Consider the following 21,203-nt stretch of genomic DNA (forward strand, 5'->3'; position numbering starts at 1 on the left):
AATCATGAAAAAATATCAGTATATTCTAATATTCTATATCTTATTTTCTTTTTTTGTAAATTGCGAGGAGAAACCGGACGATACTACTTTAGGTTTTATCAACGAGGACGAGAAAGTATTACTTGCAGGTATGTTATTTTTTAATCCTTATTCGGTGGATACTACTTCCGGAACGATTACCGATACAACGAGTAGGTTGATGTGGAAAATTTGTACACAGGGGCAGGCTCTTAGGGTAGGACAAAACGGCCAATACGATTGTGAAGGAATCAACGATGCTTCTACGATCATAGGAAGATACGGCGCTTCTCTTTTTCAATATTGTTCTCTCAATCTGAGCGACTGTAATACCATTTCTATCCCGCAGGTTTTAGTTGGACAAACTTCCGGATTTTCCGGAACGAGCGAAGCCTATGATACTTGTTCTCAGGATCGTACTGCAGGACATTCCGATTGGAGACTTCCCAACTTACCGGAGTTAAAGGCTTTGACCGCTTCCGGAAGTTTGAATTCTTTTCTTTTGAAATTTCCGAATACTGTAGAAGACCATTATTGGACTTCTTGGGCAAAGGAAGGAACTGTGGATACGGCTCATACAATTAGTTTTGAAGCTTCTCATTTTGGGGAAGAAATGGCTTTTGCAAAAACGAATCGAAATTTTGTCCGATGCGTTCGAAGTCTTCCTTAATTATTGAGAAGTCAAAAAATTTTTATGAGCGTATCTAAATAGAAGTAGAGTATGTTTCATCCAAAGATTGATAAAAAAAATTAGGAGAGTGCTTGTATGGGGAACTTTTTGCGTTCTGTCTAAACTTGAAATAGGTATGTTGTTTAGATTTTACTACTTAACGTGAATTAACACCGATGGTGGGGGAACTCAAGCAGAACGCTCTCTCAAACTCAAGCCGTTTCACTTCTTGAACTTAGCAAAACGTTTTCCTGAATGCCGATCCTTAGAGAGGCATTCGCTTTAGTTTTCCGGGTCGCTTGAAGTAATTAAAGCGTCTCGCTCGTTCGACAGATTGTGTTTGAAATTGAAACGAAACAGGGTTGGTGTATTATGTTTCCTGTATGCAATTTATTGACGAAAACTAAAGAACCCGGTTCGGGTTGTCCGTGGCAAGCCAGATTTGCCTCGGTTTTCTTACGTCGAACTCACGTTAAAATTGGACAGAATGTTAAATTTGGAAAGACTTGCCGTACTTCGTTATTGTTACGGCGAGAGAGATTTTTTAGCGGTTTTGTTTTGAGATAAGTTGTAGAAATTAATTCTTTTCACTTGTCTTAGAAAAGGTGTTTCGTATAACGGGATTTTAACTTTCTAAAATAGGATCTTAGAAGGATTTAGATCTATTTTAGAGGATAATTCATCACATTATCCGGGTTATAAAAAGGTTTTAAAGGCGACTTTAGGAAGTTTTTGAATACTTTACCGGAAATGAAAAGATTGTTAGATTGATTTTGATGAATAATTGTAAATTTTTGATTCTAAATAGATGAAAAACGATAATCAGATTTTAAAACTACAAAGATCTTTCATTCCTATTTTTTGCAAAAGTAGAAAGTGGAGTTTAAAAAATTTCTACAAATCCTTTTTTACAATTTTTGTAATTTCTGGATGTATTTTTATCTCTTCTTTAAAAATTTCTGCCCAAGAAAACTTTACGGGTTGTGACAAGCCAGAAGCAAGAAAGGATCTTCCTTTTTCGATCGATCGGGCCAAACAGATGTGTAAAAAAGATTTGGATAATAAAAAAGAAGGTTGGTATCCTACGGGACTTCCTTTGATCAATTCTGATCCGAACGAAGGGATCGGATACGGAGTCAGAGTTTACGGCTATAATAACGGAAAAAAAAGTGATCCGTTTTTTGAATATACTCCATATAGACTTCGTTTTTTCGCGCAGTATTTTAATACGACAAAAAATGCTCAATACCACCAGCTCAGTTTGGATATGCCTTATGTAGCGAATACACAGTGGAGGCTTCGTGCGGATGCTTTACTTACGATCACTCCTACTACTTTATATTTTGGTGTAGGAGAATCCACGTTAAAACCTCTGACATATCAAGAACGAAATCAACCAGGCGCTCCACAGGTTACGAACGGGCAGTATGGTTTACAGGAATCTACGTTTCAATACCAAAGACCGGGAGGTCCTGGAGATCCGATTGAACTTGGAGGCAGGATTTATTCAGGAATTCCCTCCGGTCCTGGGTTCAATGTGACAGATCGTATGTACAACCGTTATACGATCCAAACTCCTCAGTTGAACTTCAGTACAGAGCGGTCTTTTTTTCACGGAACCGTAAGGCTCGTGGCTGGTTTTAGACTTTCGAATAACATTGTACATGTGAACGACGGAAAATTTGTAAAGTCGGTGGACCCGATTTTTGAAGGAACTCCTTTGAGTAATTCGGGGCAGATCCCAAATGCTAAAACCAGACTTACCGAAGACGCCGAAGCCGGAAAAATTTTAGGCTATCACGGAGGATTTGTAAATACTGCTAAGATTGGTCTTGTGTATGATACGAGAGATTTTGAACCAGACCCGAACTCTGGTGTTTTTTTGGAAGGCACTTATGAGAAGGCTTCTAAAACCATTGGTTCTGATTTTGATTTTCAGAAGTATTTTGGACATGCGAAGTTCTTTTATAGTCCGTTTCCGAAGACGTTTGAAAAGTTGGTTTTGGCTTCCAGATTTGGTTTTGGGATTTCGGATGGGAATGTTCCATTTTTTGAATATAGAAATCTTTGGGGCACGGAAAACACTGTCTCCGGTTTGGGTGGACTTAGAACGCTTAGAGGTTATAAACAGGATCGATTTGTGGGACGTGCGATGGGTTTTGGTACGTTGGAAATTCGTTGGAAATTTTGGGCATTTTCAGTCGGGGGAGAATACTTCGCATTAAACTTAGTTCCTTTCTGGGATTTTGGCAGGGTTTGGAACGATGAACACAAGGCGGGTCTAACCGATTATAAATATTCTCAGGGTTTAGGTCTTAGAATTGCTTGGAATCAAGCCACGATCATTATGATGGACTATGCAGTTTCCAGAGAAGATAAACAACTCTTTGTCAATTTTAGTCACGCGTTCTGAAGATAGTGAGTGGACGCTATCGCCTTCCTTCGGAAAAAAATTCGGTAAAACCCGGATTTTGTAATAGTTCCCACAATTTCAGAGTTTAACTGTAAAACCCGGATTTTGTAATAGTTCCCACAATTTCAGAGTTTAACTGTAAAACCCGGATTTGTAATAGTTCCTACATTTTCAGAGTTTAACTGTAAAACCCGGATTTGTAATAGTTCCTACATTTTCAGAGTTTAACTGTAAAACCCGGATTTTGTAATAGTTCCCACAATTTCAGAGTTTAACTGTAAAACCCGGATTTTGTAATAGTTCCTACATTTTCAGAGTTTAACTGTAAAACCCGGATTTGTAATAGTTCCTACAATTTCAGAGTTTAACTGTAAAACCCGGATTTGTAATAGTTCCTACAATTTCAGAGTTTAACTGTAAAACCCGGATTTGTAATAGTTCCTACAATTTCCAAATTAAAGAAGAACTTTTTCGTTTCTGATTTCTGTGTCTATTCTAGAAGGGTTTCTATTTTCAGGATAATCTGTGGAAAAATGAAGACCTCTACTTTCTTTTCTGGCAAGTGCAGAACGAATGATCAGTTCTCCGACGATTACCAAATTGCGCAATTCGATGAGTGGATTTGTGATCACGGTTCGATTGTAGTAGTCCTTTACTTCGTCGTAGATCAGATCCATTCTACGTTTTGCCCTTTCCAATCTGAGATTCGAACGGACGATTCCAACGTAATTGCTCATCGTATTTTTAATTTCGTTTAGATCATGAGAAATCAAAACCCATTCTTCCGTGTTGACCATTCCTTCTTTGTTCCAAGAAGGAATTTCATCGTGTGCTTTAGTAAATTCCGGACTTTCTTTTGAAACTCTCTGAGCGATCCGATTAGAGAATACGAGACATTCTAAAAGACTATTAGAAGCAAGGCGGTTACCTCCGTGAACACCGGTACATGCGGTTTCTCCTGCTGTTGAAAGATTAGAAATCGTAGTTCTACCTTCTAAGTCCGAAGCTACACCTCCACATAAAAAATGAGCAACTGGAACGACCGGAATCCGATCGGTGGTGATGTCAATTCCCAGTTCCTTACATTTTTCGTAGATGGAAGGAAAAGATTCTTTGATCTGAGAAGAAGGAAGATGTGTGACGTCCAACCAAACATGAGTTTCCCCTCTTTTTTTCATCTCTGAATCTATGGCTCTTGCTACCACGTCCCTAGGAGCCAGATCACCCATAGGATGATAACGTTTCATAAACGTTTCACCGTCCCGATTGAGTAAAATTGCTCCTTTACCACGCACCGCTTCTGAGATCAAAAAAGAATTTCCGTCTTTGTGATAAAGTGCGGTGGGATGAAATTGATAGAATTCCATGTTTTTAATGAGAGCACCCGCTCTGTATGCAGAAGCGACACCGTCTCCGGTGGCGATTTTAGGATTGGTAGTATGGGAGTAAACCTGACCCGCACCGCCGGTGGCAAGAATTGTTTCTTTTGCCAAAATAGGAAACACTTCTCCCGTATGGTTGGAAAGGACATAGGCTCCGTAACAGATTAGACCTTTTCGTTTTAGATGATGTGGAGTAATTAAATCTACTAAAGTATGATATTCTAATATTTGAATGTTTGAATTTTGTTTGACCACGCTTAAAAGGGTTTTTTCGATTTCCCTTCCGGTTCTGTCGTGTGCATGTACAATCCTGTTTTTACCGTGTCCTCCTTCTCTGGAAAGATCAAATTTACCGGAAGGTTCTAAATTAAACGGAACTCCATAATTTAAAAGTTCTTTTACTAGAGGAGGGCCTTCTTCCACTAAAACTTGAACCGCCGCGGGATCACAAAGCCAGGCTCCCGCTTCTAAAGTGTCTCTTACGTGATCTTCTAGTTTGTCTCCTTCCGCAAATACGGAAGCGATTCCACCTTGTGCATAGTTTGTATTGGATTCGTAGTCCGATTTTTTTGTGATTATGATTACGGAGCCATAGGGAGCGAGTTTTAAGGCCGCAAAAAGACCTGTAATTCCGCTCCCTAGGACTAAAAAGTCCGTTTTGATACGGGGCATGTTATTTCTTTTTTTGTGTGGCGAGTAGGGCTTCTATATAATCCAAGGAACGGATCAATTGGTAGTCCGGTTTGATCGGATCGTTTTTATGGGACGCAATGAACTCAGGTGCCTTTCCGTTTTTTTGAACCCAGGCTTCTAACTTCTTCACGTCGAAGGAACTTTTTTCTTCAGCTTCTGGAGGAAGTTCGGAAAGATGGTTCCACATATTTTCTTCTCTAAATCGAAACGGAAATGAACCGTCTTCTTCGGAGGAAATGTCTATGTCTGGTTTGACTCCTACGACTTGAATCGTGTTTCCGGAAGGAGAATAATAACGAGCTTGTGTAAGTTTGATCAAATAGTCGTTCCCTAAAGGCATTAACTTTTGTACGGTAGCCTTTCCAAAGGTTCTTTCACCTAGTAAAATTCCTCTTCCATGGTGTTTGATCGCGCTGGCTACGATTTCAGAAGCGGAAGCGGATTTAGCGTTGATTAGAACGGCTAACGGTAAATTGGTGATGTCCTTGTTCTTTGCGTAAGCGTCTTCGGGGCTACGATTCGGGCTTTTGGTGGAAACGATCAGACCCTTTTCGATAAACATATCCGCAATGTCGATTGCAAGGTCTAAGTAACCGCCTGCGTTATTTCTAAGATCTAAAACCAACGCTTTGAGTCTGGTGCCTTTCGCTTGAGCTTCTTTATCTAGTTCTTTGTATTTTTCTACGATTTCTCTATCTACGGAAGGGCCTTCTTCCGACTTCACAAAACCGGTGAGTTTGATATAACCGATATGTTCATGACCTTCGATGAGTTTACTACTTAAGTTTTTGATTTCAATCGTATCTCTTACTACTTCAATGTGTAAGGTTCCTGGAACTCCTTTTCTTTGAATGGTAAGCGCTACTTTAGAACCTTTTTTACCTTTAATTTTTTCTACTACCTTGTCTAAAAGAATTCCTTTGATCGACTTTCCATCAACTGCAAGAATCACGTCTCCGGAACGGATTCCAGCGTTGACCGCGGGTCTTCCTTCCAGCGGATTTTCCACTACAACTTCTTTGTTGCCTCCGCCGGAAAGAATGGCACCGATTCCTTCAAAACTTCCGTCTTGAATTTTGGCCATGGATTCTTCCCAAGCGGATCTTAAGAAAACGTTACTATGGGGATCTAAAGAAGATAGATAACCGTTTGCCGCCGCAAGCATCACGTCGTTCATTGTAAACGGTTCTTTGGATTTTTCTTCAGATTCTCCAAAAGGATCTTTTAAAGGAGAATCCTTATACTTATCTAAATTGGTTTCTATAAATGCGAGTACTCTATCAAAATCTTTTTTACTAAAACCAGTTCGTTCCCATTTAGAAGCGAGAACGTTCTTACGGATCTTTTCTCTTTCTACGATCTTTTTAACTTCTTCGTCGCTAACCTTGGATTTATTTGCGTCTTCTTTGAGTTTACGATCTCGGATTTTTTCCACTTCCGCATAATCCGGATCAAAAAGAATGAAAGAATCGTCTGTGGAAATTTTAAACGTTTTACCTGGAAAAATTTCGTCTTTTTCTTCGTATTTATCTCTTTCTTTGAAATAACTTTCCGGATAAAGATAAATGGAATGAGGAAGAGATAAGAGAGCGTAGATCGCCGCTTCTCGGTAGGCTCGGTTTTTATCGATGTTTTTGTCGATATAATAACGGGAAACGTGACTCACGACGTTATCAAAATCTTTGAGTGTAAAGTCCGCCTTGACCGGGGACTTGCCGGATGTAGGCTCGCAGAATAGGATAAAAATGGCCAAAAGAGTGGAAAGTAACAACGAAAATACGGTAGATCCTTTTTTCAAACTCATGTCCTTTCAGAAAATTTTCAGTTCATTCTCTATTGAAATCTTAAAGTGTCAATCTCTTTGGAACGTAAGTTTTATCTTATTGATTTTCGGATTTTACTGTTCAACTGTTTCCATGCCCGGTTCCGGAAGGTTTGCCTTAGAGATGGTCCAAGAACAGGCGATTGTGGAATTTTACGGAACTCCAGAAGAAAGGGAAACTTCCATTAAGCTACTTAAGTCCAGTTGTAGATCTTTACATCCGGACCGGGCTTTGTCTTGTTACAATCTTTCCATACTTTTAGCCTCTTCAAAAAATTATTCCGAAGCATTGGAATACGCGCTTCGAGCCAGAAAAGCAGATCCGTCTGATAGCCTCTACAGAGATCAAGTATTTCAGATTGCGTATCATTTGGAGTTAGAACAGGGAGAAGCACTTTCCGTAGACGAAGTAGAGAAGAGATACTTCAGAGCGATTAAAAACTGTAAAGAAGGAAAAAAGAATGAGACACTTTCAGATTTGATCATACTGGCGGCTTTGAAAGAAATCGGAAAGGAATCCTTACAAAAAGGGATTTTTGCGGAATGTGTGGGAGAATCGGAATCTCTGGTTCACTTAAAACCGAGTGAAGTAAATTATATAAAAGAATATTATAAATTTCTAGAGAATTCACATCCGTATCGAGAAGTCTGGGATGTAAGTGGTGCTGTGCGTAGACAAACCTTAGAAAAGATGCAAATTCCCAATCAGGAAGTCACAAAAACTTGGAGGGAATTCAGACAATCCGTAAGATCCAAAAATAAAGTACAAGCCGTAGAACACTTGAAAAAGTTCAAAGAAAGTCTAGAAAAGGTTTCTCAAAAAAATCAACACTCTAAAAATTTGGCACTCAATCTCAAAAAAGCGGCCTTTTATTTGATTCAAGGAGATCCTGGTTTTGAAGGATTTAGACATCTTACGAAAGAGCTTGAAGATAATCCTTAACACTTTGATCGATTCCGGTTTCTAAGGCTCTAGAAATCAGTCTATGTCCGATGGACACTTCTTGAAGACCTGGAAGTTTGGAAAAAATTTTCAAGTTTTCATGATCCAGATCATGACCTGCGTTGATTCCCATCTTTTGGTTTAGAATTTCAGTGGCGGCAGGAACATACTCGGTTTCAAAACGTTTTTTTCCAATTTGAGGAGAATGATCGAATGCTTCTGCAAAAGGACCCGTATAAAACTCTACTCGATCCGCGCCAGAAAAAGAGGCGAGTTTCAGGTTTTTCAGGCCGGTTTCTACAAAAAGGGAAACTCGTATCTTATCTTTCTTTAGAATTTTAGAATATTCGGAAAGGATTTCCATGTCTTTTTCAAAATCGAATCCGTGATCCGAGGTGATTTCTCCTGGGGTTACTGGAACGAGAGTTGCCTGATCTGGTTTTGTTTTTAGAACCAAATCCAAAAAACGGTGAGAAGGTTCCCCTTCTAAATTATATTCGATTTTTGTATTATTCTTTCGATTGTAGGAATCAATGAATTCTTTTAGAACAAAAACGTCTTCTTTTCGAATATGTCTTTCGTCTTCTCTGGGGTGAACCGTAATTCCGTGCGCCCCCGCCTTCAAAACCAAATTTGCAAAATATAATAGATCTGGAATATTCCCCCCTCTTGAATTGCGTAGGGTTGCGATTTTGTTGATATTTACGCTGAGTTTGACTTTCAAAGTTGGATTCTCCCTTAAATACGGTTTAGAAACGTAAATTCGTTTTTACTAATCTTTTACGAAATAGAGTAATATAAATTTTGAGGCGATGAATTTCTGGACACTCGATTTATAGTTATAGAGTAGAGCTAACTCTATTTTTTAGATCGTATTTTAATACCTAAAAATATAAATACGTCAGCTCGGCTTTAAAAACTATCTTTTAAGAAAAAATTCTATTTTTAAAAATCGAAAAAAAGAAAAATCAAAAGATTCTTTCCTTGCGTTTTTTTCAAAAATCGGTTAAGGTTTCCGCCCGTCCTTCAAGTAAGAGGCTACAATTATTTCTGCTTGAATGTCGCTACCTCTCACATAACATGGTCAATTCCGATGGCAAATAACAAAAAGACTAAGCCCAAAAAAACTGCCACGGCCGCCGCTAAAAAAAAGGCGACTGCAAAAAAAGTTGCGCCCAAAAAAGGGAACGCATCGGCAAAAAAGAAAGTTGAGATCATCAAAAAGGCTCTATCGAGTCCTTCTACAAAATCTAAACCTGCAAGTACGAAAAAAGTTTCCGGGTCTAAGGTTGCTGCTTCCCTCAATCCTCTGGGAAAAAAATGGACCTGTCATACTTGTTCTACCAAATTTTACGATCTTAACAAAGAAGAAAAGATCTGTCCTAAATGTGGAGCGGATCAAAATAAACGTCCAGTTGCACGCACTCGTACTGTTCGTCCTAGAGTCGTCGAAGAAGAGGTCATAGAAGAAGATGCTTTAGTTGAAGACGACGAAATGGAGTTCACCGAAGAACCACTGGAAGAAGCTTTGGAGGAAGAAGAGGATGATGCGGAAGAACAGGAGGAGTAATCTTCTTCTTTGACTTTTCCGATTTTGATTCTTGCCGCTCCGACCGGAGCGGGTAAAACTTCTCTCATAACCGAACTGGATCCTACTCGGTTCGAGATTCTTTCTTTCGATTCCAGACAAATATATAGGGAAATGTCGATTGGAACTGCTGCTCCTACAAAAGAGCAGCAGTTAAAAATTCGTCATCATCTCGTGGAAGTTTTATCCCCTAAAGAAAGTATAGACGCCGGATTCTATAATAGAATGGCGGAAGAAGCTTTACAAAAGGTTTTAAATTCCGGTAAAATTCCTGTTTTTACTGCGGGCACTGGCTTTTATTTAAAAGCATTTTTGTTTGGAATGTTTCCAGTGCCGGAGATCAGTGTTTCCGTTCGAGAACGGGTTCTTTCTATGAATCTAGAAGAAAAAAAGACACTTTTGAATGACTTAGATCCGGAAGCTTTGGATAAAATATTTTCAGGGGACGATTATAGATTGGGTAGGGCTTTAGAAGTCAATTTGATGGGAGAGAAATGGTCTCGTTTGAAAATTGATCCGAATACTTCCGCGATTTATAAATACGATCTGGAAATTCGTCTGGGTATTTTTTTGGATCTGGATCGAAAAGAACTTTATGAAAGAATCAATCTAAGAGCCAAGCAGATGATTGATTTAGGAATGGCAGATGAGGCTTGGAAAATTAGAGAAAGATACGGAGAATCTTGTCCCGGACTCAAATCTTTAGGTTATAATTTTGCACTTGAAAATAAAAAAGGAAACTCCAATGTAGAAACATTCCTTGCGGATTTAAGCCAATCTCACAGGAATTATGCCAAAAGACAGATCACTTGGTTTCGAAAGGAAAACTACATCCAATCGATGGATCGGTCCGAGGCGCTGGAACGGATCAAACATATAAAATAAACGGAAATAAAAAAAGATGTCTGCTAAAAACAATATACAGGACCAACTCTTAAACACTGCCCGTAAGGATAAATTGGATCTTACGATTTATCTACTGAACGGGGTTCCCTTGAAAGGCAAGGTGGTAAGTTTCGATAATTTTACGATCGTACTCGAACAGGAAAATAAACAGAGTCTCGTTTATAAACACGCTATTTCCACGATCATTCCCGCCAAAATCATTAAGCTCTACACCGAGGAAGCAAAAGACAACAAAGATGCAGCTCAGGGATAATGCGATTTTGGATTAAGTTATTTTGGGTTCTCGTTTTTGGGACCTTCGCGGCTTTTTTTTATCTTTGTATTCATACTCTCAAAGAAAGAGAGTCGCTTCTTGTATTGGATAGTTCCGAAGAATTATTAGATTATACTTCTGGACCCGGTTATGTGTTCGAATGGAAAACGATTCTTCCCTGGAAGTATACAGTGGTTCGTTTTCCCATCTTTTCTAAAATTTCTAATGTAGTCTTGAACATAGATCTTTCTTCTGGAATGTTTCCCGAAAATTCTCCGGAAGGAAAAATCAGGATTTCTCTTGAAGTTAGATATTCTTTACATCCGAACAAGGCTTTTGAGTTTTTGGAAGCCGCGGGAATTGGACAAGAAAAGATAGATTCGTATATTAAAAAAATAGTATATTCTATAATCCGCAAAAAAGTGGAGGAATTTTTAGCGAATCCGAACACCCTCAAAATCAATTTAGACAATTATCTGAAGACAAATTTTTCTTCGGAACTACTTTCCGAGGAAAAAACATTCCAAAATTTGAATCTAAGAATTTTAGATTTACAGGTTCCGGAACCTGCGCTCATCACGGGCGTTTACAGAAATCAGAATCTGATTCTTCAAAAAAAATTGGATCTTGCAACCGCCTTAGGAAAAGCGGAGGCTCATAAGATCGAGGAAGACGCAAAAATTTCTTCGCTTCTTAGACGTTTGGAAAAAACCAAGGATTTTATAACTAAAAATCCGGATATGAAAGAGTTTCTTCTTTATGAAAGTTTATCCGACAACATAGAAGTGATTTTACTTCCTTCGGAGATGATTTTAGGAGAAGTTCCGTCCTCGAAAAAGAAAAAGAACTCTAAAAAACCCAAAGAGGTAGAATGAACCAGGACAAACCGGTAGTTTTGATTATGGCGGGGGGAAAGGGAGAACGTTTTTGGCCTCGTTCTAGAATTTCCACACCGAAACAACTTCAGAAAGTATATTCTAATAAAACACTTTTACGGGAAACTTTAGAACGAGCTCTTACAATTACTACAATAGATCGTATTTATATAGGAACTAACGCGAGTTTAAAAAAATCGATTTTGACTCAGGAAAAAAATTTCCCCGAAAAAAATTTTATTATAGAGCCCGAAGGAAAAAATACGGCTCCCATCATTGCACTTGCTTCCTTATATTTTCAGGAAAAATACGGTGATCCACTGCAGGTAGTGTTGTCTGCGGACGCTTGGATTCATCCGGTAAAGGAATTTACAAAAACAATTTCCAAGGCTTTAGAACATACAAAGGATCATCTGGTTTTACTAGGAATCAAACCCAATCGTCCTGAAATAGGATACGGTTATATAGAGGCTGGAAAATCGACTGACGGTTGTTTTGCGGTAAAATCTTTTTACGAAAAACCAGACGTAAAAACCGCACTCAAATATATTAAAAAGAAAACCTTCTATTGGAATCCAGGGATTTTTTTATGGAGAACTTCTATAATATTAGAAGAATTTAAAACACATTCTCCTAAAACTTTAGATCCTCTTAAAGAACGATTTCCTTTTAAAAAAGCGGGAGAACTTGCCGCGGCTTTTAAGATTGTTACTTCTGATCCTGTGGACATAGTGATTATGGAAAGAAGTTCTCGTATCAAAATGGTTGAGGCAAGTTTTGGTTGGGATGACGTAGGATCTTGGACTTCTTTAGAAAGGGTGATGCCAGGGGACGAGTCTGGAAACAGACATATGGGAAAGACGATTTTGTTTCACAAGTCTTCTGGAAATATCACTCAAACTCGCAAAGAATTTACAGCCGTTTTAGGTGTAAACGATTTGATCGTTGTAGAAGAGGAAGACGTTTTATTTATCAGTACAAAATCAGGAATAGGTGATATTAAAAACCTGGTCTCGGAGCTTCGTAAAAATAAAACTTTACAAAAGTACACAGAATAGTTTTTTGACAGGAAGGAAAATCTAAGGAGTTCTTTAATGCCTTCAGGTAAAAAAAGAAAGCGCAGAAAGATCGCTACTCATAAAAGAAAGAAAAAGAGAAGAGCGAACAGACATAAAAAGAAAAAGTAATCCGTAGATTTTTCTCCGGGATCAAAATCCCGGAATCAAACTAGAGAATATTTTAAGACCGTTAAGCCCATTTTTATTTTTACCGATAAATTGGTATGGGTTCATTTCAGGATTATTCAATTTTTCGCAAATGGTGGAAAAAAGAAACTCCACCTGCGAAAGGTTATACGAAATCGTATTCTGCCACAACTCCATCCGGAGATATACTCCAAGCAGACCTCAACTTTCACGATAAAAAAGTCCGTTTAACTCTCGAAATTGCAAGTGAAAACGGAAAGATCTATATTACCACCATTAAAGACGGAGAGGTAATTCAGGAGAAGGATCTTTCTAGCGGAAGAATGGTTCCTATCTATTCTAAACTCGCTCCGTTTCAGGAAGTGTTTTCCTGCTTACCAGATCCGGATCTTCTAAACACACTAGGTGGTTTGTATGGAATTTCTAAACAACCTTTAGGTCATGTAGAAGAACAAACTCACAGACCTTGGGAAAACTCAACTCGATACGACCATATTTTTGGAATCAATCGAGAAAAAACTTTATGGCAAAGGATTTTTTCTAGAAATCGGAAATACAAAGAACCTTGGATCATTCGTGTTAAAAAAAGATTTTGGAGCGAACTTCAAGACTTGATTCTAGGTGCTTGTTCCGCGCTCGGAATTTATTATGCATATACAGATTTCTATACGCTTGGATTTTCTCTTGCCGTTTTCGGTTTGCTTTTTGGTGGTTTAGACTGGATGCTGAGAAAAAGAAATCCGCTCTTTGTAAAAGTAATTCTATTTATGAGTCTTGGATCTTACTTTTACTACGTCGGATATACCCGGTATTGAGGTAAATCATGTCATCCGAAATAGACCACCAATACATTTTGTTCAGCTTGGGAGATGAAGAATATGCGATTCCTATTTCCTTAGTAGACGAGATCATTAAGATTCACAATTTAATCCGAATTCCAAAAGCAAAAACTTATTTTGCGGGGATTATGGATATACGTGGTAAGGTGGTCAAAATGGTAGATCTGGCGGTTAAACTTACGGTCCCTAGAGAGGGAGAAATGATTTATGATCGGGCAATCGTGGTCAAAGTAAACGGACAATCCGTAGGAATTATTGTAGACAAGGTAGCTAACGTGGTTCTATTTCCACCAGAATCCATCAATCCTCCTCCACCTTCTGTAAAAGGAATTTCGGGAAGATATATCACAGGTATCGGAAAGAAAGACGATCGATTTATTATCATCATAGACATAGAAAAGATTTTGGGAACGGAAGAATTAACCGAATTAGGAAACAATGTCGGATGAAAAAAACAATTTCCGAAATCGGAGTTGGTCCGATCGAGACGGTTTTGGGTTAAGTCTTTTTAGCTTTTTAAATTCAATTCAATCAACGATTTTTATTTTATTATACCTAGGAGTATTTTCTATTTTTGCGGACGAACAAGATAGAAGATACGATTCCAAAAATTTATATGATCCTCCTTCCGTAAAGATCACCGAACAAGACTTAAACGGTCTGCGTCAATCTATTCAAGATCCCTCCAAAGACTCAATTTCTGAAATTCAAAAGGTTTTGAGCCAATATTATTCCCAGTTTATAGATTCGAGAAGAATGGAAGAAGAAAAAAGACTCGGAAAAATTTTCGATGAAAATACAAACCGAAACACGATCCGACTTTTGATTCTAAATATGTTTTCTAAACTCACTCCTTCTGGAATGATGAGAGATTCACCGATTTTATTTGAACTACACATGCTTCTTTCTAAAGAATACGACAAAAAAAAACAAAATGCAAAAGCGATCGAATCCGCTCTTGCCGCGATTCGTTACAGGGATTTTAGTCATACCGAAGAAGAATATTTAGATGAAAGAAGGTTGGCTGAAATTTTCGATCCGACTGAAAAACAAGGTGCACTTTCTCATAAACGATCCATTGAAAATTTGGAAAAATCGAAAAAAGATCTCAAAAGTTCCAAAGATTTTTATCATCTGTTCGAGGCAAATCTTGCACGTGGAAAAGAAACTAAAATTACGGAACTAGGACAAAACGGAGAAAGTTACGAAAAAACGTTAACCGAAACAGATCTTTCTAATTATAGGGAAAAAATCAAACAATCCGAAATAGATCTTAAAATTAAACAAAAAGAATATAACGATTCTAAGTTGGGTTCCTACGAAGTTTTTAGAAGTAAAAAATCCAAAGAGGACGCGGAAGTAATTTATTATTTGGCCGGACTGGTAAAACAATCGGAAAACGAAAATAAAGAAAGGCTGAAAGTTGTAAATCGTTTAGGAATTGCCGGGAGCGGGATTTTCGTTTTGTTTGATTATAAACGGAACACTGATTTTTATGCGACTGCGGCGCTTTGGGAACTCGTTACTAAATTGGATCCTACAATGAAAGAGCCGGTTTTAGATCTTGCAAAGGAACTTAAATCTTCCGGTAAAAAAGCAAAGGCGATCGACTTTTATAAAAAGTATTTAGAACTTGCTCGAAACGAAAAGATAGAAGAATCCAAACTTGCGGAAATCTATTTTTCGATTGCTTCTCTTTATACGGAACTGAAACAGAATGTTTTGGCTTCTTCCTTTTATGAACTCTATTACAAGGCGGAAGCGAATTCTAAAAAGAGAATTCAATTTTCGTACGAACTTGGTTCTTTTTTTGAAAATAGAACCGGGGATTTAGAACGTGCCGCTTTTTATTATGGAATTTGGTTGAAGGAACGTACTAGTCCCGAAACTTCCGGTCTTACGTTTTCGGAGATGTGTGAACTTTATCGTCAGGAATTTCTCGCAAAATTAGGGATTTCTAAATTGTATTCGTATCGTAAAAAACCAAAGGAAGAAAAACTTTCTTTGAACTCGGCTATTCGTTCTTATGAACGTTTAAAAGAGATTTATAAAGTAGAAGAGAATAAAAATTCGGATCTTAAAAAAGAAATTCTTTCTATCAAAAGAAATCTTTTGGAAAAAACGGACGATTCTACTATGGCTCAGTATCGTTTGAAAGATTTGGATTTTCAGGAATCTACAAGTCGTCTTGGACTGATTCGAACTAAATTGAATTCTACTCCGGTTACTTTGGCGATGAAAAGATTATCGATTCTTTTAGAGGAAGAAAAAGATTTTCTGGCAGCAAGAAAAATCTACGAAAGTATCTTAAAGATAGGAAATCCGATCGAAATCAATCTTTCTTTAAAGAATATAGATAGGATCAATAAAATTTTAGAAGACGGTATCAAAAGAGAACCCCTTTAAAAGTAGTAGTTCCTACTTACTTCATCGCTTTTTCTATATCATCGACCGATGAGGGTGTGTCTTCAATGTAAGGGGTTCGTGTAGATCGGACTAAAAATTCTACCTCGTCGATCACATCTCCTTCATAGGCGACTTTGAGAAGATATTTTCCGGGACTGAGTCCTTGAAAAGAACCTTCGATCGTTTGAGAAATTGGATTTGGTCTTTTCCGAAGAACGTCCATTTCGTTATATCCGAGTTGAAATTTGCTTAAACTCACGTAGGTTTCCGTAGACTCGGAAACGGATCTGGAAAATCGATAGATATAACAGATCGTTTTGTCGTCCGGGAAAATCAGATTTTGTCTTGTAACCGTATATTCTTCTACGGTCATAATTTTTTTTTCGATGATATTGAATTTTTCCTCATCGAGTAACGCCCAACCAAATTCTCCGGTAGGTTTAAAACAAGCCCAGGTAATACTGAAAACCAAAGAGAAAAAAAAGATCTTAAAAGGGACAGTCAACTTTTGAAAAACGGGAACCGTTTTCATTTTTCTTTTAGAGACGTGGAATCGATTACACGAGCTTGGTTGGAAATGTCTTTTTCTTTTGGAGCTTGATGCATATTCGTGTAAAACGTTTTCCAATGAGAACTGGTTTGTTGTGTAGGAGATGTAAAAAAACGAGAAAGAAAACGATACACCAGATAGGTCATCAATAGAAAAAGAATGAATTTCATAACGTTACAATTTTTATAGTTCGAATTTTCTTTTTACAAAATTGAAAATTCAAGATTTTCTAATCTGTTTCTAATTTGACTCGGGTCTTGTTTATTGCAATCGGAAAAAAAGTAAAAATTTACAAGAGTCTCCCGTATTTTCGAAAAATTCTATTTTATGTGAGAAGGTTTTATTCTAAACTGGTCGCGATTTTAGATAAATCCGTTTTCACTGTACATATATTGTTTGAGATTTTTATTTTCTTCTTCTGTTTTTTCGATCTTCGCTTTGACTGCATCTCCGATAGAAATGATTCCGATCAAAATGTCGTTTTCTAAGATAGGCATGTGACGAATCCTTTTTTTGAGCATAATGGAAAGAAGTTCATCTACATCGTCTTCTGGAGTCATCGTTGTAATGGAAGTTGTCATTACTTCCGAAACCGATTTTTTAAAAAAATCAAGACCTAATTCCGCCGAAAGATGAAGTACATCTCTTTCCGTAAAAATTCCTTTGAGCTTTCCTTCTCCTAAAATGATCACCGATCCAATATCATATTTGGTCATAAATTTGACCGCATCCATTACCAAGGTTTCCGGTTCTACTGATAATACCTTTCTATCTTTTTTTGCTAGGATTTGTTTTATATACATTACTTTCTCCGTTTTGGTTATTATCATTCTATTTAGATTGTTTCTCAAGGAATGAAAACGAAATGCCTTGTAAAGAATTCATGTTTCTATTTTCTCATTTTATAAATTAAATTTATAAAATATCTATAAACTATCCATTTACTTGCTTTGTCCAAAACTAAAATTCGATTGGATCGTATTATTTCTTTGTTTTACAAAGAACCTTAGATCGAAATTTCTCGATCATAAGATATATCCTAATGGCTTTAGGAATAGGGTTCAAGAATTTTTCTAAACAAGAACTTAATATCTTTTGAATTCGAGGCCTGTTCGAGTAGAATTCTAAAATCTAGATGAAAAAAGGTTTTCAATTCAGATAGAATCTAATCTTTCTTGCCATTAAGAATGAATTTTATCAATCCCTCTATCCTAATCGTAGACGACGAATGGCTGATTGCTTTTAACCTTCAACTTTCTCTCCAAAAGTTAGGATATAAAATAGCCGGAACTGCAAGAACCGCAGACGAAGCTTTGGAAATGGCCGAACGAACAAATCCGGATTTAATTCTAATGGATATTCGTATTGAAGGTGAACTGGATGGAATTCAGGCCGCAGAAAAAATCCAAAAAAAAATGGACATTCCAGTTATATTTATGACTGCGTTTGCAGACGAAGAAACCTTCAATCGAGCTGTAAATAAAGCTTCTTTATTTGGATACATTTCGAAACCTTTTCAGCCTACGTCTCTTAAGAATTCTATCGAGATTGCACTCAAACAACAAAAGAGATTTGGAAAAGCTAAAGAAGAAGGAAAGGAATTTAAAGATGTAATTCAAAATATTGGTGAGGGTGCAATTTCTCTGGATAAAGAAGGAAAAATTTTATTTATGAATCGCACCGCGGAGTATCTTACCGGTTGGTCTCTTTCTGAAGTTCAGGGAGAGTATGGGGAAAAAGTTTTAAGATTTTCCACTAACAAAGGAGAAAATATTCGTGCGATGCAATCTGATCGTTTGAGATACATTCCGTCTTTATTGACTCGCAATGATGGAAGTAGGATTCAGGTAGCCTTTCGTGTTTCTGCGGTTAGAGATGAGAAGGGATTTATTGTAGGTTCTATCATTATGCTTTCTGAAATTACGGCTCTTTCTATTTCCGAAAAAGAAAAATCTGAAATGGAAAAAGTCATTCAATCCGAAAGAAGATTAGAATCCATCCAAAAACTTGCGGCAGGTTTAGCACATGAAATCAATAATCCTTTAATGGGAATTATTAATTACGGACACGTCATTCAAAATCATAAAGGTGGAGACGCTGAGACTAAAAATTATGCCCGGCTTATCATTGAACAAGGTGAAAGAATTGCTGCGATCATTCGTAACTTGGTCTTATTTTCCAAAAAAGATCCAGAACAACCGGTGCGGTGTAACGTAAAACAACTCGTTGATTCTGTGGAGGATATGATCGCCGAGATGTTAAAATTACAAGAAATTCGATTGGAAAAACAAATTCCAGAAAATTTGGAAATTTCAATTCGTCCGAATCAAATTCGTGAAGTTCTTTATAATATTCTGTATTACTATTCCGAAAATCAAAAAAAGGCTTTGATTCATTTGAAAGCCGCTTTGAATTCTGCGGACCCTTCTTATCTTAAAATTTTAATTTCCGGAAAACTAAATCTAGATTTGAATCTGAGCGAAGAAAGTAGATTTGAACCTTTTGAAAATTTTCGTTCAAATGATTCTCGAATTGGTATGGGACTTTCGGTCTGTTATGGAATTCTCCAAGCGAACCGAGGACAGTTACTTCTTAAAAAATCGGAATCTGGTTGGGATTTTATCGTTCAACTTCCAGTTTAAATTTAGCCAAAATGACCTCCTTTTGGGTTTCAAAAGCGTGGTTAGATCAAGCATTTACCACAAAAGTTGTTTTTACTTAGTGAAGTAAATGACTTCAAACGATTCAAAGCAGCCGGTGTTTTCATGAGTTTTCTTGGACTTGTTCCGAGAAAATTTCCAAAAGAAAACAAACTAGTATTACAAAAACGAGAAGCCAGAGGTTTCGGAGAACTTTGACAAATTTGGATATAAAACGCAAAAGAGCATTTAAAAGTAGATTATGAAATTTATCCAATTGATTTTTCGGAGACTATAGAAACTCAAATCCACCTTTTTCTTTCTGTTGTAGACTATAGGTAATTCCTATCAGTATTTTATTAATTTATAAAATACTTAACTATAAAATTTTAGATAAATTGAATTTTTGTTCCTGCAAATCCTGTCGAGTGACCTGATGCTGAGACAAGGATAGGTTTGTAATTCAAAATACTAAGTTTAGGAGTTGAAAAGAAATGAATGATTTTACTTTTCATATATATTTTTTTAATCAAGTATTGGATAACTAACTGATCTGATTTATTTTTTAAGGGGAAATTTCGATTCTTATTTTTTGATTCGGAAATAATTTTTTGATATTCTCCTCTGTTGTTTTTAAATTTGGATTATACCGTAAGTTTAGTAAACTAAGATTTCTTAACTGTCCTAATTCATTGGGAATAGAAATTAGTTTGTTATTGGACAAACTTAAGGTTACTAAGTTTTCTAACTGTCCTATTTCTTTAGGTAAGATCGTAAGTTGATTCGAATCTAATTTTAATATACTTAATTTTTTTAATTCCCCGATTTCTTCGGGTAAGTTTGAGAGATTATTTCCATTTAAATACAACACATCTAGATTTTTTAACTGCCCCATCTCATTAGGAAGTGAATTAAGCTTGTTAACTGATAGATGTAAGATAAATAAATTTTCTAACTGTCCTATTTCTTTAGGTAAGGTAGTAAGTTGATTATTACTTAGATTTAACACATTTAATTTTTTTAGCTTCCAAAATTCTTTCGGAAAAGTAGAGAATCGATTTCTAGAAATGTCTAAAATTTTTAGATTTTCTAATTCTCCAATTTCTTCAGGTAAAGTATTAAATTCGTTATCGAAAAGATGCAAAATTCCTAAATTTCCTAGTTGTCTGATTTCTTTGGGAAGAGAAATAAGTTTATTACCCGACAAATACAAAGATATTAAATTTTTCAACTGTCCCATCTCGTTAGGAAGAGAATTAAGATTGTTCCCTGATAAATACAAGGTTAATAAATTTTCTAACTGTCCTATTTCTTTAGGTAATGTAGTAAGTTGATTATCATTTAGATTTAACACGTTTAATCTATTTAATTCTCTGATTTCTTCGGGTAAGTATGAAAGTCTATTTCCATTTAAAAACAACACTTCTAAATTTTTTAACTTCCAAAATTCTTTTGGAAAAGTAGAGATTCTATTTCTTGTAATGTCCAAAGTTTTTAGATTTTCTAATTTCCCAATTTCTTCTGGTAAAGTGGTAAGTTCATTGTTTAGTAGATACAACCTCTCTAAGTTAACTAGTTGTCCTATTTCTTTGGGGAGTGTCGTTAGTCGATTACTGCTCAAATCAAGAATTCGTACTTCGTTAGGCGTTTTTAAAGCCTCGATTAGATTTAGATGAATTTTCGTTTTTTCGGGTTGTGATTGTAATTCGAAAATAAAACAAAAAAAGATTAAGATTAATTTGTTAAAAAAATGATGAGATAAAATTCTAAATTTCATATTGATTTTTGAAACAAAATTATAGAGTTAGAAACTTTTCAATACGATTTTAACAATTTAAAAAATAAGAATTACTACTTCTAAACCGAATAACGCAATAGAATAACTTTTAAAACGAAATTGAATGTGTTTTTCTATTTTAAAGGAAATATACCCCTAACACTGAAACAAGAGATATCCAAGAAAGTCTAAACCCGAAACGTAGGAAAATTGAGGGAAAACCG

At 36.6% G+C, this 21,203-nt stretch carries 19 protein-coding genes and 2 pseudogenes; 14 read left to right on the top strand and 7 right to left on the bottom strand.

Annotation, left to right across the window (positions count from 1 at the left end; translation table 11 throughout):
- The first annotated feature begins 4 nt into the window (after positions 1-4).
- On the top strand, positions 5-688 hold the full coding sequence (gene lsa25 / locus LEP1GSC049_RS223210) for a surface adhesin Lsa25 (protein ID WP_004754691.1): 684 nt from the start codon (positions 5-7) through the stop codon (positions 686-688).
- 808 nt (positions 689-1,496) lie between these two features.
- Entirely contained in the window at positions 1,497-3,101 is a 1,605-nt protein-coding gene (gene omp85, locus LEP1GSC049_RS223205) for an Omp85 family outer membrane protein (RefSeq protein ID WP_016560526.1), read from the top strand.
- A 455-nt stretch (positions 3,102-3,556) separates the two neighbouring features.
- On the opposite strand, the gene nadB is transcribed toward omp85, so the two are convergent.
- Positions 3,557-5,155 carry an L-aspartate oxidase gene (nadB, locus tag LEP1GSC049_RS223200; RefSeq protein ID WP_004753820.1) on the bottom strand — a complete coding sequence of 533 codons (1,599 nt, stop codon included), beginning with the start codon at positions 5,153-5,155 and terminating at the stop codon, positions 3,557-3,559.
- 1 nt (position 5,156) lies between these two features.
- Entirely contained in the window at positions 5,157-6,980 is a 1,824-nt protein-coding gene (locus LEP1GSC049_RS223195) for a S41 family peptidase (RefSeq protein WP_016748617.1), read from the bottom strand.
- On the opposite strand from LEP1GSC049_RS223195, the gene LEP1GSC049_RS223190 reads away from it, so the two are divergent.
- A complete protein-coding gene (locus tag LEP1GSC049_RS223190; protein ID WP_004755444.1) occupies positions 6,922-7,941 on the top strand; it encodes a tetratricopeptide repeat protein in 1,020 nt (339 codons plus the stop codon). The genes LEP1GSC049_RS223195 and LEP1GSC049_RS223190 overlap by 59 nt on opposite strands.
- On the opposite strand, the gene LEP1GSC049_RS223185 is transcribed toward LEP1GSC049_RS223190, so the two are convergent.
- Complete coding sequence (locus LEP1GSC049_RS223185) at positions 7,913-8,665, bottom strand: pyridoxine 5'-phosphate synthase (protein WP_004755130.1); 753 nt, start codon at positions 8,663-8,665, stop codon at positions 7,913-7,915. The genes LEP1GSC049_RS223190 and LEP1GSC049_RS223185 overlap by 29 nt on opposite strands.
- Before the next feature lie 369 nt (positions 8,666-9,034).
- On the opposite strand from LEP1GSC049_RS223185, the gene LEP1GSC049_RS223180 reads away from it, so the two are divergent.
- The 8 genes from LEP1GSC049_RS223180 to LEP1GSC049_RS223145 all read left to right on the top strand — a co-directional run bounded on the left by LEP1GSC049_RS223180 (position 9,035) and on the right by LEP1GSC049_RS223145 (position 16,013).
- Positions 9,035-9,511: a TIGR02300 family protein gene (locus tag LEP1GSC049_RS223180; RefSeq protein WP_004755284.1), complete on the top strand. Its 477-nt coding sequence runs from the start codon at positions 9,035-9,037 to the stop codon at positions 9,509-9,511.
- 9 nt (positions 9,512-9,520) lie between these two features.
- Positions 9,521-10,414, top strand: coding sequence for a tRNA (adenosine(37)-N6)-dimethylallyltransferase MiaA (gene miaA, locus LEP1GSC049_RS223175; protein WP_004754207.1), 894 nt, complete (start codon positions 9,521-9,523; stop codon positions 10,412-10,414).
- A gap of 16 nt (positions 10,415-10,430) precedes the next feature.
- Complete coding sequence (hfq, locus tag LEP1GSC049_RS223170) at positions 10,431-10,688, top strand: RNA chaperone Hfq (protein WP_001274793.1); 258 nt, start codon at positions 10,431-10,433, stop codon at positions 10,686-10,688.
- The gene (locus LEP1GSC049_RS223165) at positions 10,688-11,563 is read left to right on the top strand and encodes a hypothetical protein (protein ID WP_004755001.1); all 876 of its coding nucleotides are present in this window, start codon (positions 10,688-10,690) and stop codon (positions 11,561-11,563) included. Before hfq ends, LEP1GSC049_RS223165 begins: the two co-directional genes overlap by 1 nt.
- Positions 11,560-12,621: a mannose-1-phosphate guanylyltransferase gene (locus LEP1GSC049_RS223160; protein ID WP_004753989.1), complete on the top strand. Its 1,062-nt coding sequence runs from the start codon at positions 11,560-11,562 to the stop codon at positions 12,619-12,621. The genes LEP1GSC049_RS223165 and LEP1GSC049_RS223160 overlap by 4 nt, the downstream gene beginning before the upstream one ends.
- 224 nt (positions 12,622-12,845) lie before the next feature.
- A complete protein-coding gene (locus LEP1GSC049_RS223155; protein ID WP_004754773.1) occupies positions 12,846-13,583 on the top strand; it encodes a hypothetical protein in 738 nt (245 codons plus the stop codon).
- 8 nt (positions 13,584-13,591) lie between these two features.
- Positions 13,592-14,056: a chemotaxis protein CheW gene (locus LEP1GSC049_RS223150; RefSeq protein ID WP_004754541.1), complete on the top strand. Its 465-nt coding sequence runs from the start codon at positions 13,592-13,594 to the stop codon at positions 14,054-14,056.
- A complete protein-coding gene (locus LEP1GSC049_RS223145) occupies positions 14,046-16,013 on the top strand; it encodes a tetratricopeptide repeat protein (RefSeq protein WP_004755456.1) in 1,968 nt (655 codons plus the stop codon). The genes LEP1GSC049_RS223150 and LEP1GSC049_RS223145 overlap by 11 nt, the downstream gene beginning before the upstream one ends.
- A 16-nt stretch (positions 16,014-16,029) precedes the next feature.
- Here LEP1GSC049_RS223145 and LEP1GSC049_RS223140 read toward each other — a convergent pair whose 3' ends face one another.
- The 3 genes from LEP1GSC049_RS223140 to LEP1GSC049_RS223130 all read right to left on the bottom strand — a co-directional run bounded on the left by LEP1GSC049_RS223140 (position 16,030) and on the right by LEP1GSC049_RS223130 (position 17,366).
- Positions 16,030-16,545, bottom strand: coding sequence for an LIC_12238 family plasminogen-binding lipoprotein (locus LEP1GSC049_RS223140; RefSeq protein ID WP_004754645.1), 516 nt, complete (start codon positions 16,543-16,545; stop codon positions 16,030-16,032).
- A complete protein-coding gene (locus LEP1GSC049_RS223135; RefSeq protein WP_004755267.1) occupies positions 16,542-16,733 on the bottom strand; it encodes a hypothetical protein in 192 nt (63 codons plus the stop codon). Before LEP1GSC049_RS223135 ends, LEP1GSC049_RS223140 begins: the two co-directional genes overlap by 4 nt.
- A gap of 192 nt (positions 16,734-16,925) precedes the next feature.
- Positions 16,926-17,366, bottom strand: coding sequence for a CBS domain-containing protein (locus tag LEP1GSC049_RS223130; RefSeq protein WP_002153584.1), 441 nt, complete (start codon positions 17,364-17,366; stop codon positions 16,926-16,928).
- Between the two features lie 384 nt (positions 17,367-17,750).
- Here LEP1GSC049_RS223130 and LEP1GSC049_RS223125 point away from each other — a divergent pair, with 384 nt between their 5' ends.
- From LEP1GSC049_RS223125 to LEP1GSC049_RS2000000228630, 3 genes and pseudogenes are all read left to right on the top strand, one after another.
- Positions 17,751-19,205, top strand: coding sequence for an ATP-binding response regulator (locus tag LEP1GSC049_RS223125; protein WP_016748619.1), 1,455 nt, complete (start codon positions 17,751-17,753; stop codon positions 19,203-19,205).
- 66 nt (positions 19,206-19,271) lie between these two features.
- A pseudogene (locus LEP1GSC049_RS2000000227275) lies at positions 19,272-19,423 on the top strand (transposase); the annotation flags it as partial.
- A pseudogene (locus tag LEP1GSC049_RS2000000228630) lies at positions 19,421-19,544 on the top strand (AraC family transcriptional regulator); the annotation flags it as partial. The pseudogenes LEP1GSC049_RS2000000227275 and LEP1GSC049_RS2000000228630, both read left to right, overlap by 3 nt.
- A gap of 223 nt (positions 19,545-19,767) precedes the next feature.
- Here LEP1GSC049_RS2000000228630 and LEP1GSC049_RS223115 read toward each other — a convergent pair.
- Positions 19,768-20,979, bottom strand: a complete 1,212-nt coding sequence (locus LEP1GSC049_RS223115; RefSeq protein ID WP_004753536.1) for a leucine-rich repeat domain-containing protein — start codon at positions 20,977-20,979, stop codon at positions 19,768-19,770.
- Positions 20,980-21,203: the final 224 nt, after the last annotated feature.

The sequence above is a fragment of the Leptospira kirschneri serovar Cynopteri str. 3522 CT genome (assembly GCF_000243695.2).
Lineage (GTDB): Bacteria > Spirochaetota > Leptospiria > Leptospirales > Leptospiraceae > Leptospira > Leptospira kirschneri.

What these genes read in the sequence shown, in the direction of transcription:
- LEP1GSC049_RS223165 (WP_004755001.1), top strand. Translation starts at nt 10,688, where the DNA reads ATGCGATTTTGGATTAAGTTATTTTGGGTTCTCGTTTTTGGGACCTTC.
- hfq (WP_001274793.1), top strand. Translation starts at nt 10,431, where the DNA reads ATGTCTGCTAAAAACAATATACAGGACCAACTCTTAAACACTGCCCGT.
- LEP1GSC049_RS223125 (WP_016748619.1), top strand. Translation starts at nt 17,751, where the DNA reads ATGAATTTTATCAATCCCTCTATCCTAATCGTAGACGACGAATGGCTG.
- LEP1GSC049_RS223135 (WP_004755267.1), bottom strand. Translation starts at nt 16,733, where the DNA reads ATGAAATTCATTCTTTTTCTATTGATGACCTATCTGGTGTATCGTTTT.
- LEP1GSC049_RS223150 (WP_004754541.1), top strand. Translation starts at nt 13,592, where the DNA reads ATGTCATCCGAAATAGACCACCAATACATTTTGTTCAGCTTGGGAGAT.
- LEP1GSC049_RS223160 (WP_004753989.1), top strand. Translation starts at nt 11,560, where the DNA reads ATGAACCAGGACAAACCGGTAGTTTTGATTATGGCGGGGGGAAAGGGA.
- LEP1GSC049_RS223190 (WP_004755444.1), top strand. Translation starts at nt 6,922, where the DNA reads ATGGCCAAAAGAGTGGAAAGTAACAACGAAAATACGGTAGATCCTTTT.
- LEP1GSC049_RS223155 (WP_004754773.1), top strand. Translation starts at nt 12,846, where the DNA reads ATGGGTTCATTTCAGGATTATTCAATTTTTCGCAAATGGTGGAAAAAA.
- LEP1GSC049_RS223130 (WP_002153584.1), bottom strand. Translation starts at nt 17,366, where the DNA reads ATGTATATAAAACAAATCCTAGCAAAAAAAGATAGAAAGGTATTATCA.
- LEP1GSC049_RS223145 (WP_004755456.1), top strand. Translation starts at nt 14,046, where the DNA reads ATGTCGGATGAAAAAAACAATTTCCGAAATCGGAGTTGGTCCGATCGA.
- lsa25 (WP_004754691.1), top strand. Translation starts at nt 5, where the DNA reads ATGAAAAAATATCAGTATATTCTAATATTCTATATCTTATTTTCTTTT.
- LEP1GSC049_RS223140 (WP_004754645.1), bottom strand. Translation starts at nt 16,545, where the DNA reads ATGAAAACGGTTCCCGTTTTTCAAAAGTTGACTGTCCCTTTTAAGATC.
- nadB (WP_004753820.1), bottom strand. Translation starts at nt 5,155, where the DNA reads ATGCCCCGTATCAAAACGGACTTTTTAGTCCTAGGGAGCGGAATTACA.
- LEP1GSC049_RS223180 (WP_004755284.1), top strand. Translation starts at nt 9,035, where the DNA reads ATGGCAAATAACAAAAAGACTAAGCCCAAAAAAACTGCCACGGCCGCC.
- LEP1GSC049_RS223195 (WP_016748617.1), bottom strand. Translation starts at nt 6,980, where the DNA reads ATGAGTTTGAAAAAAGGATCTACCGTATTTTCGTTGTTACTTTCCACT.
- omp85 (WP_016560526.1), top strand. Translation starts at nt 1,497, where the DNA reads ATGAAAAACGATAATCAGATTTTAAAACTACAAAGATCTTTCATTCCT.
- LEP1GSC049_RS223115 (WP_004753536.1), bottom strand. Translation starts at nt 20,979, where the DNA reads ATGAAATTTAGAATTTTATCTCATCATTTTTTTAACAAATTAATCTTA.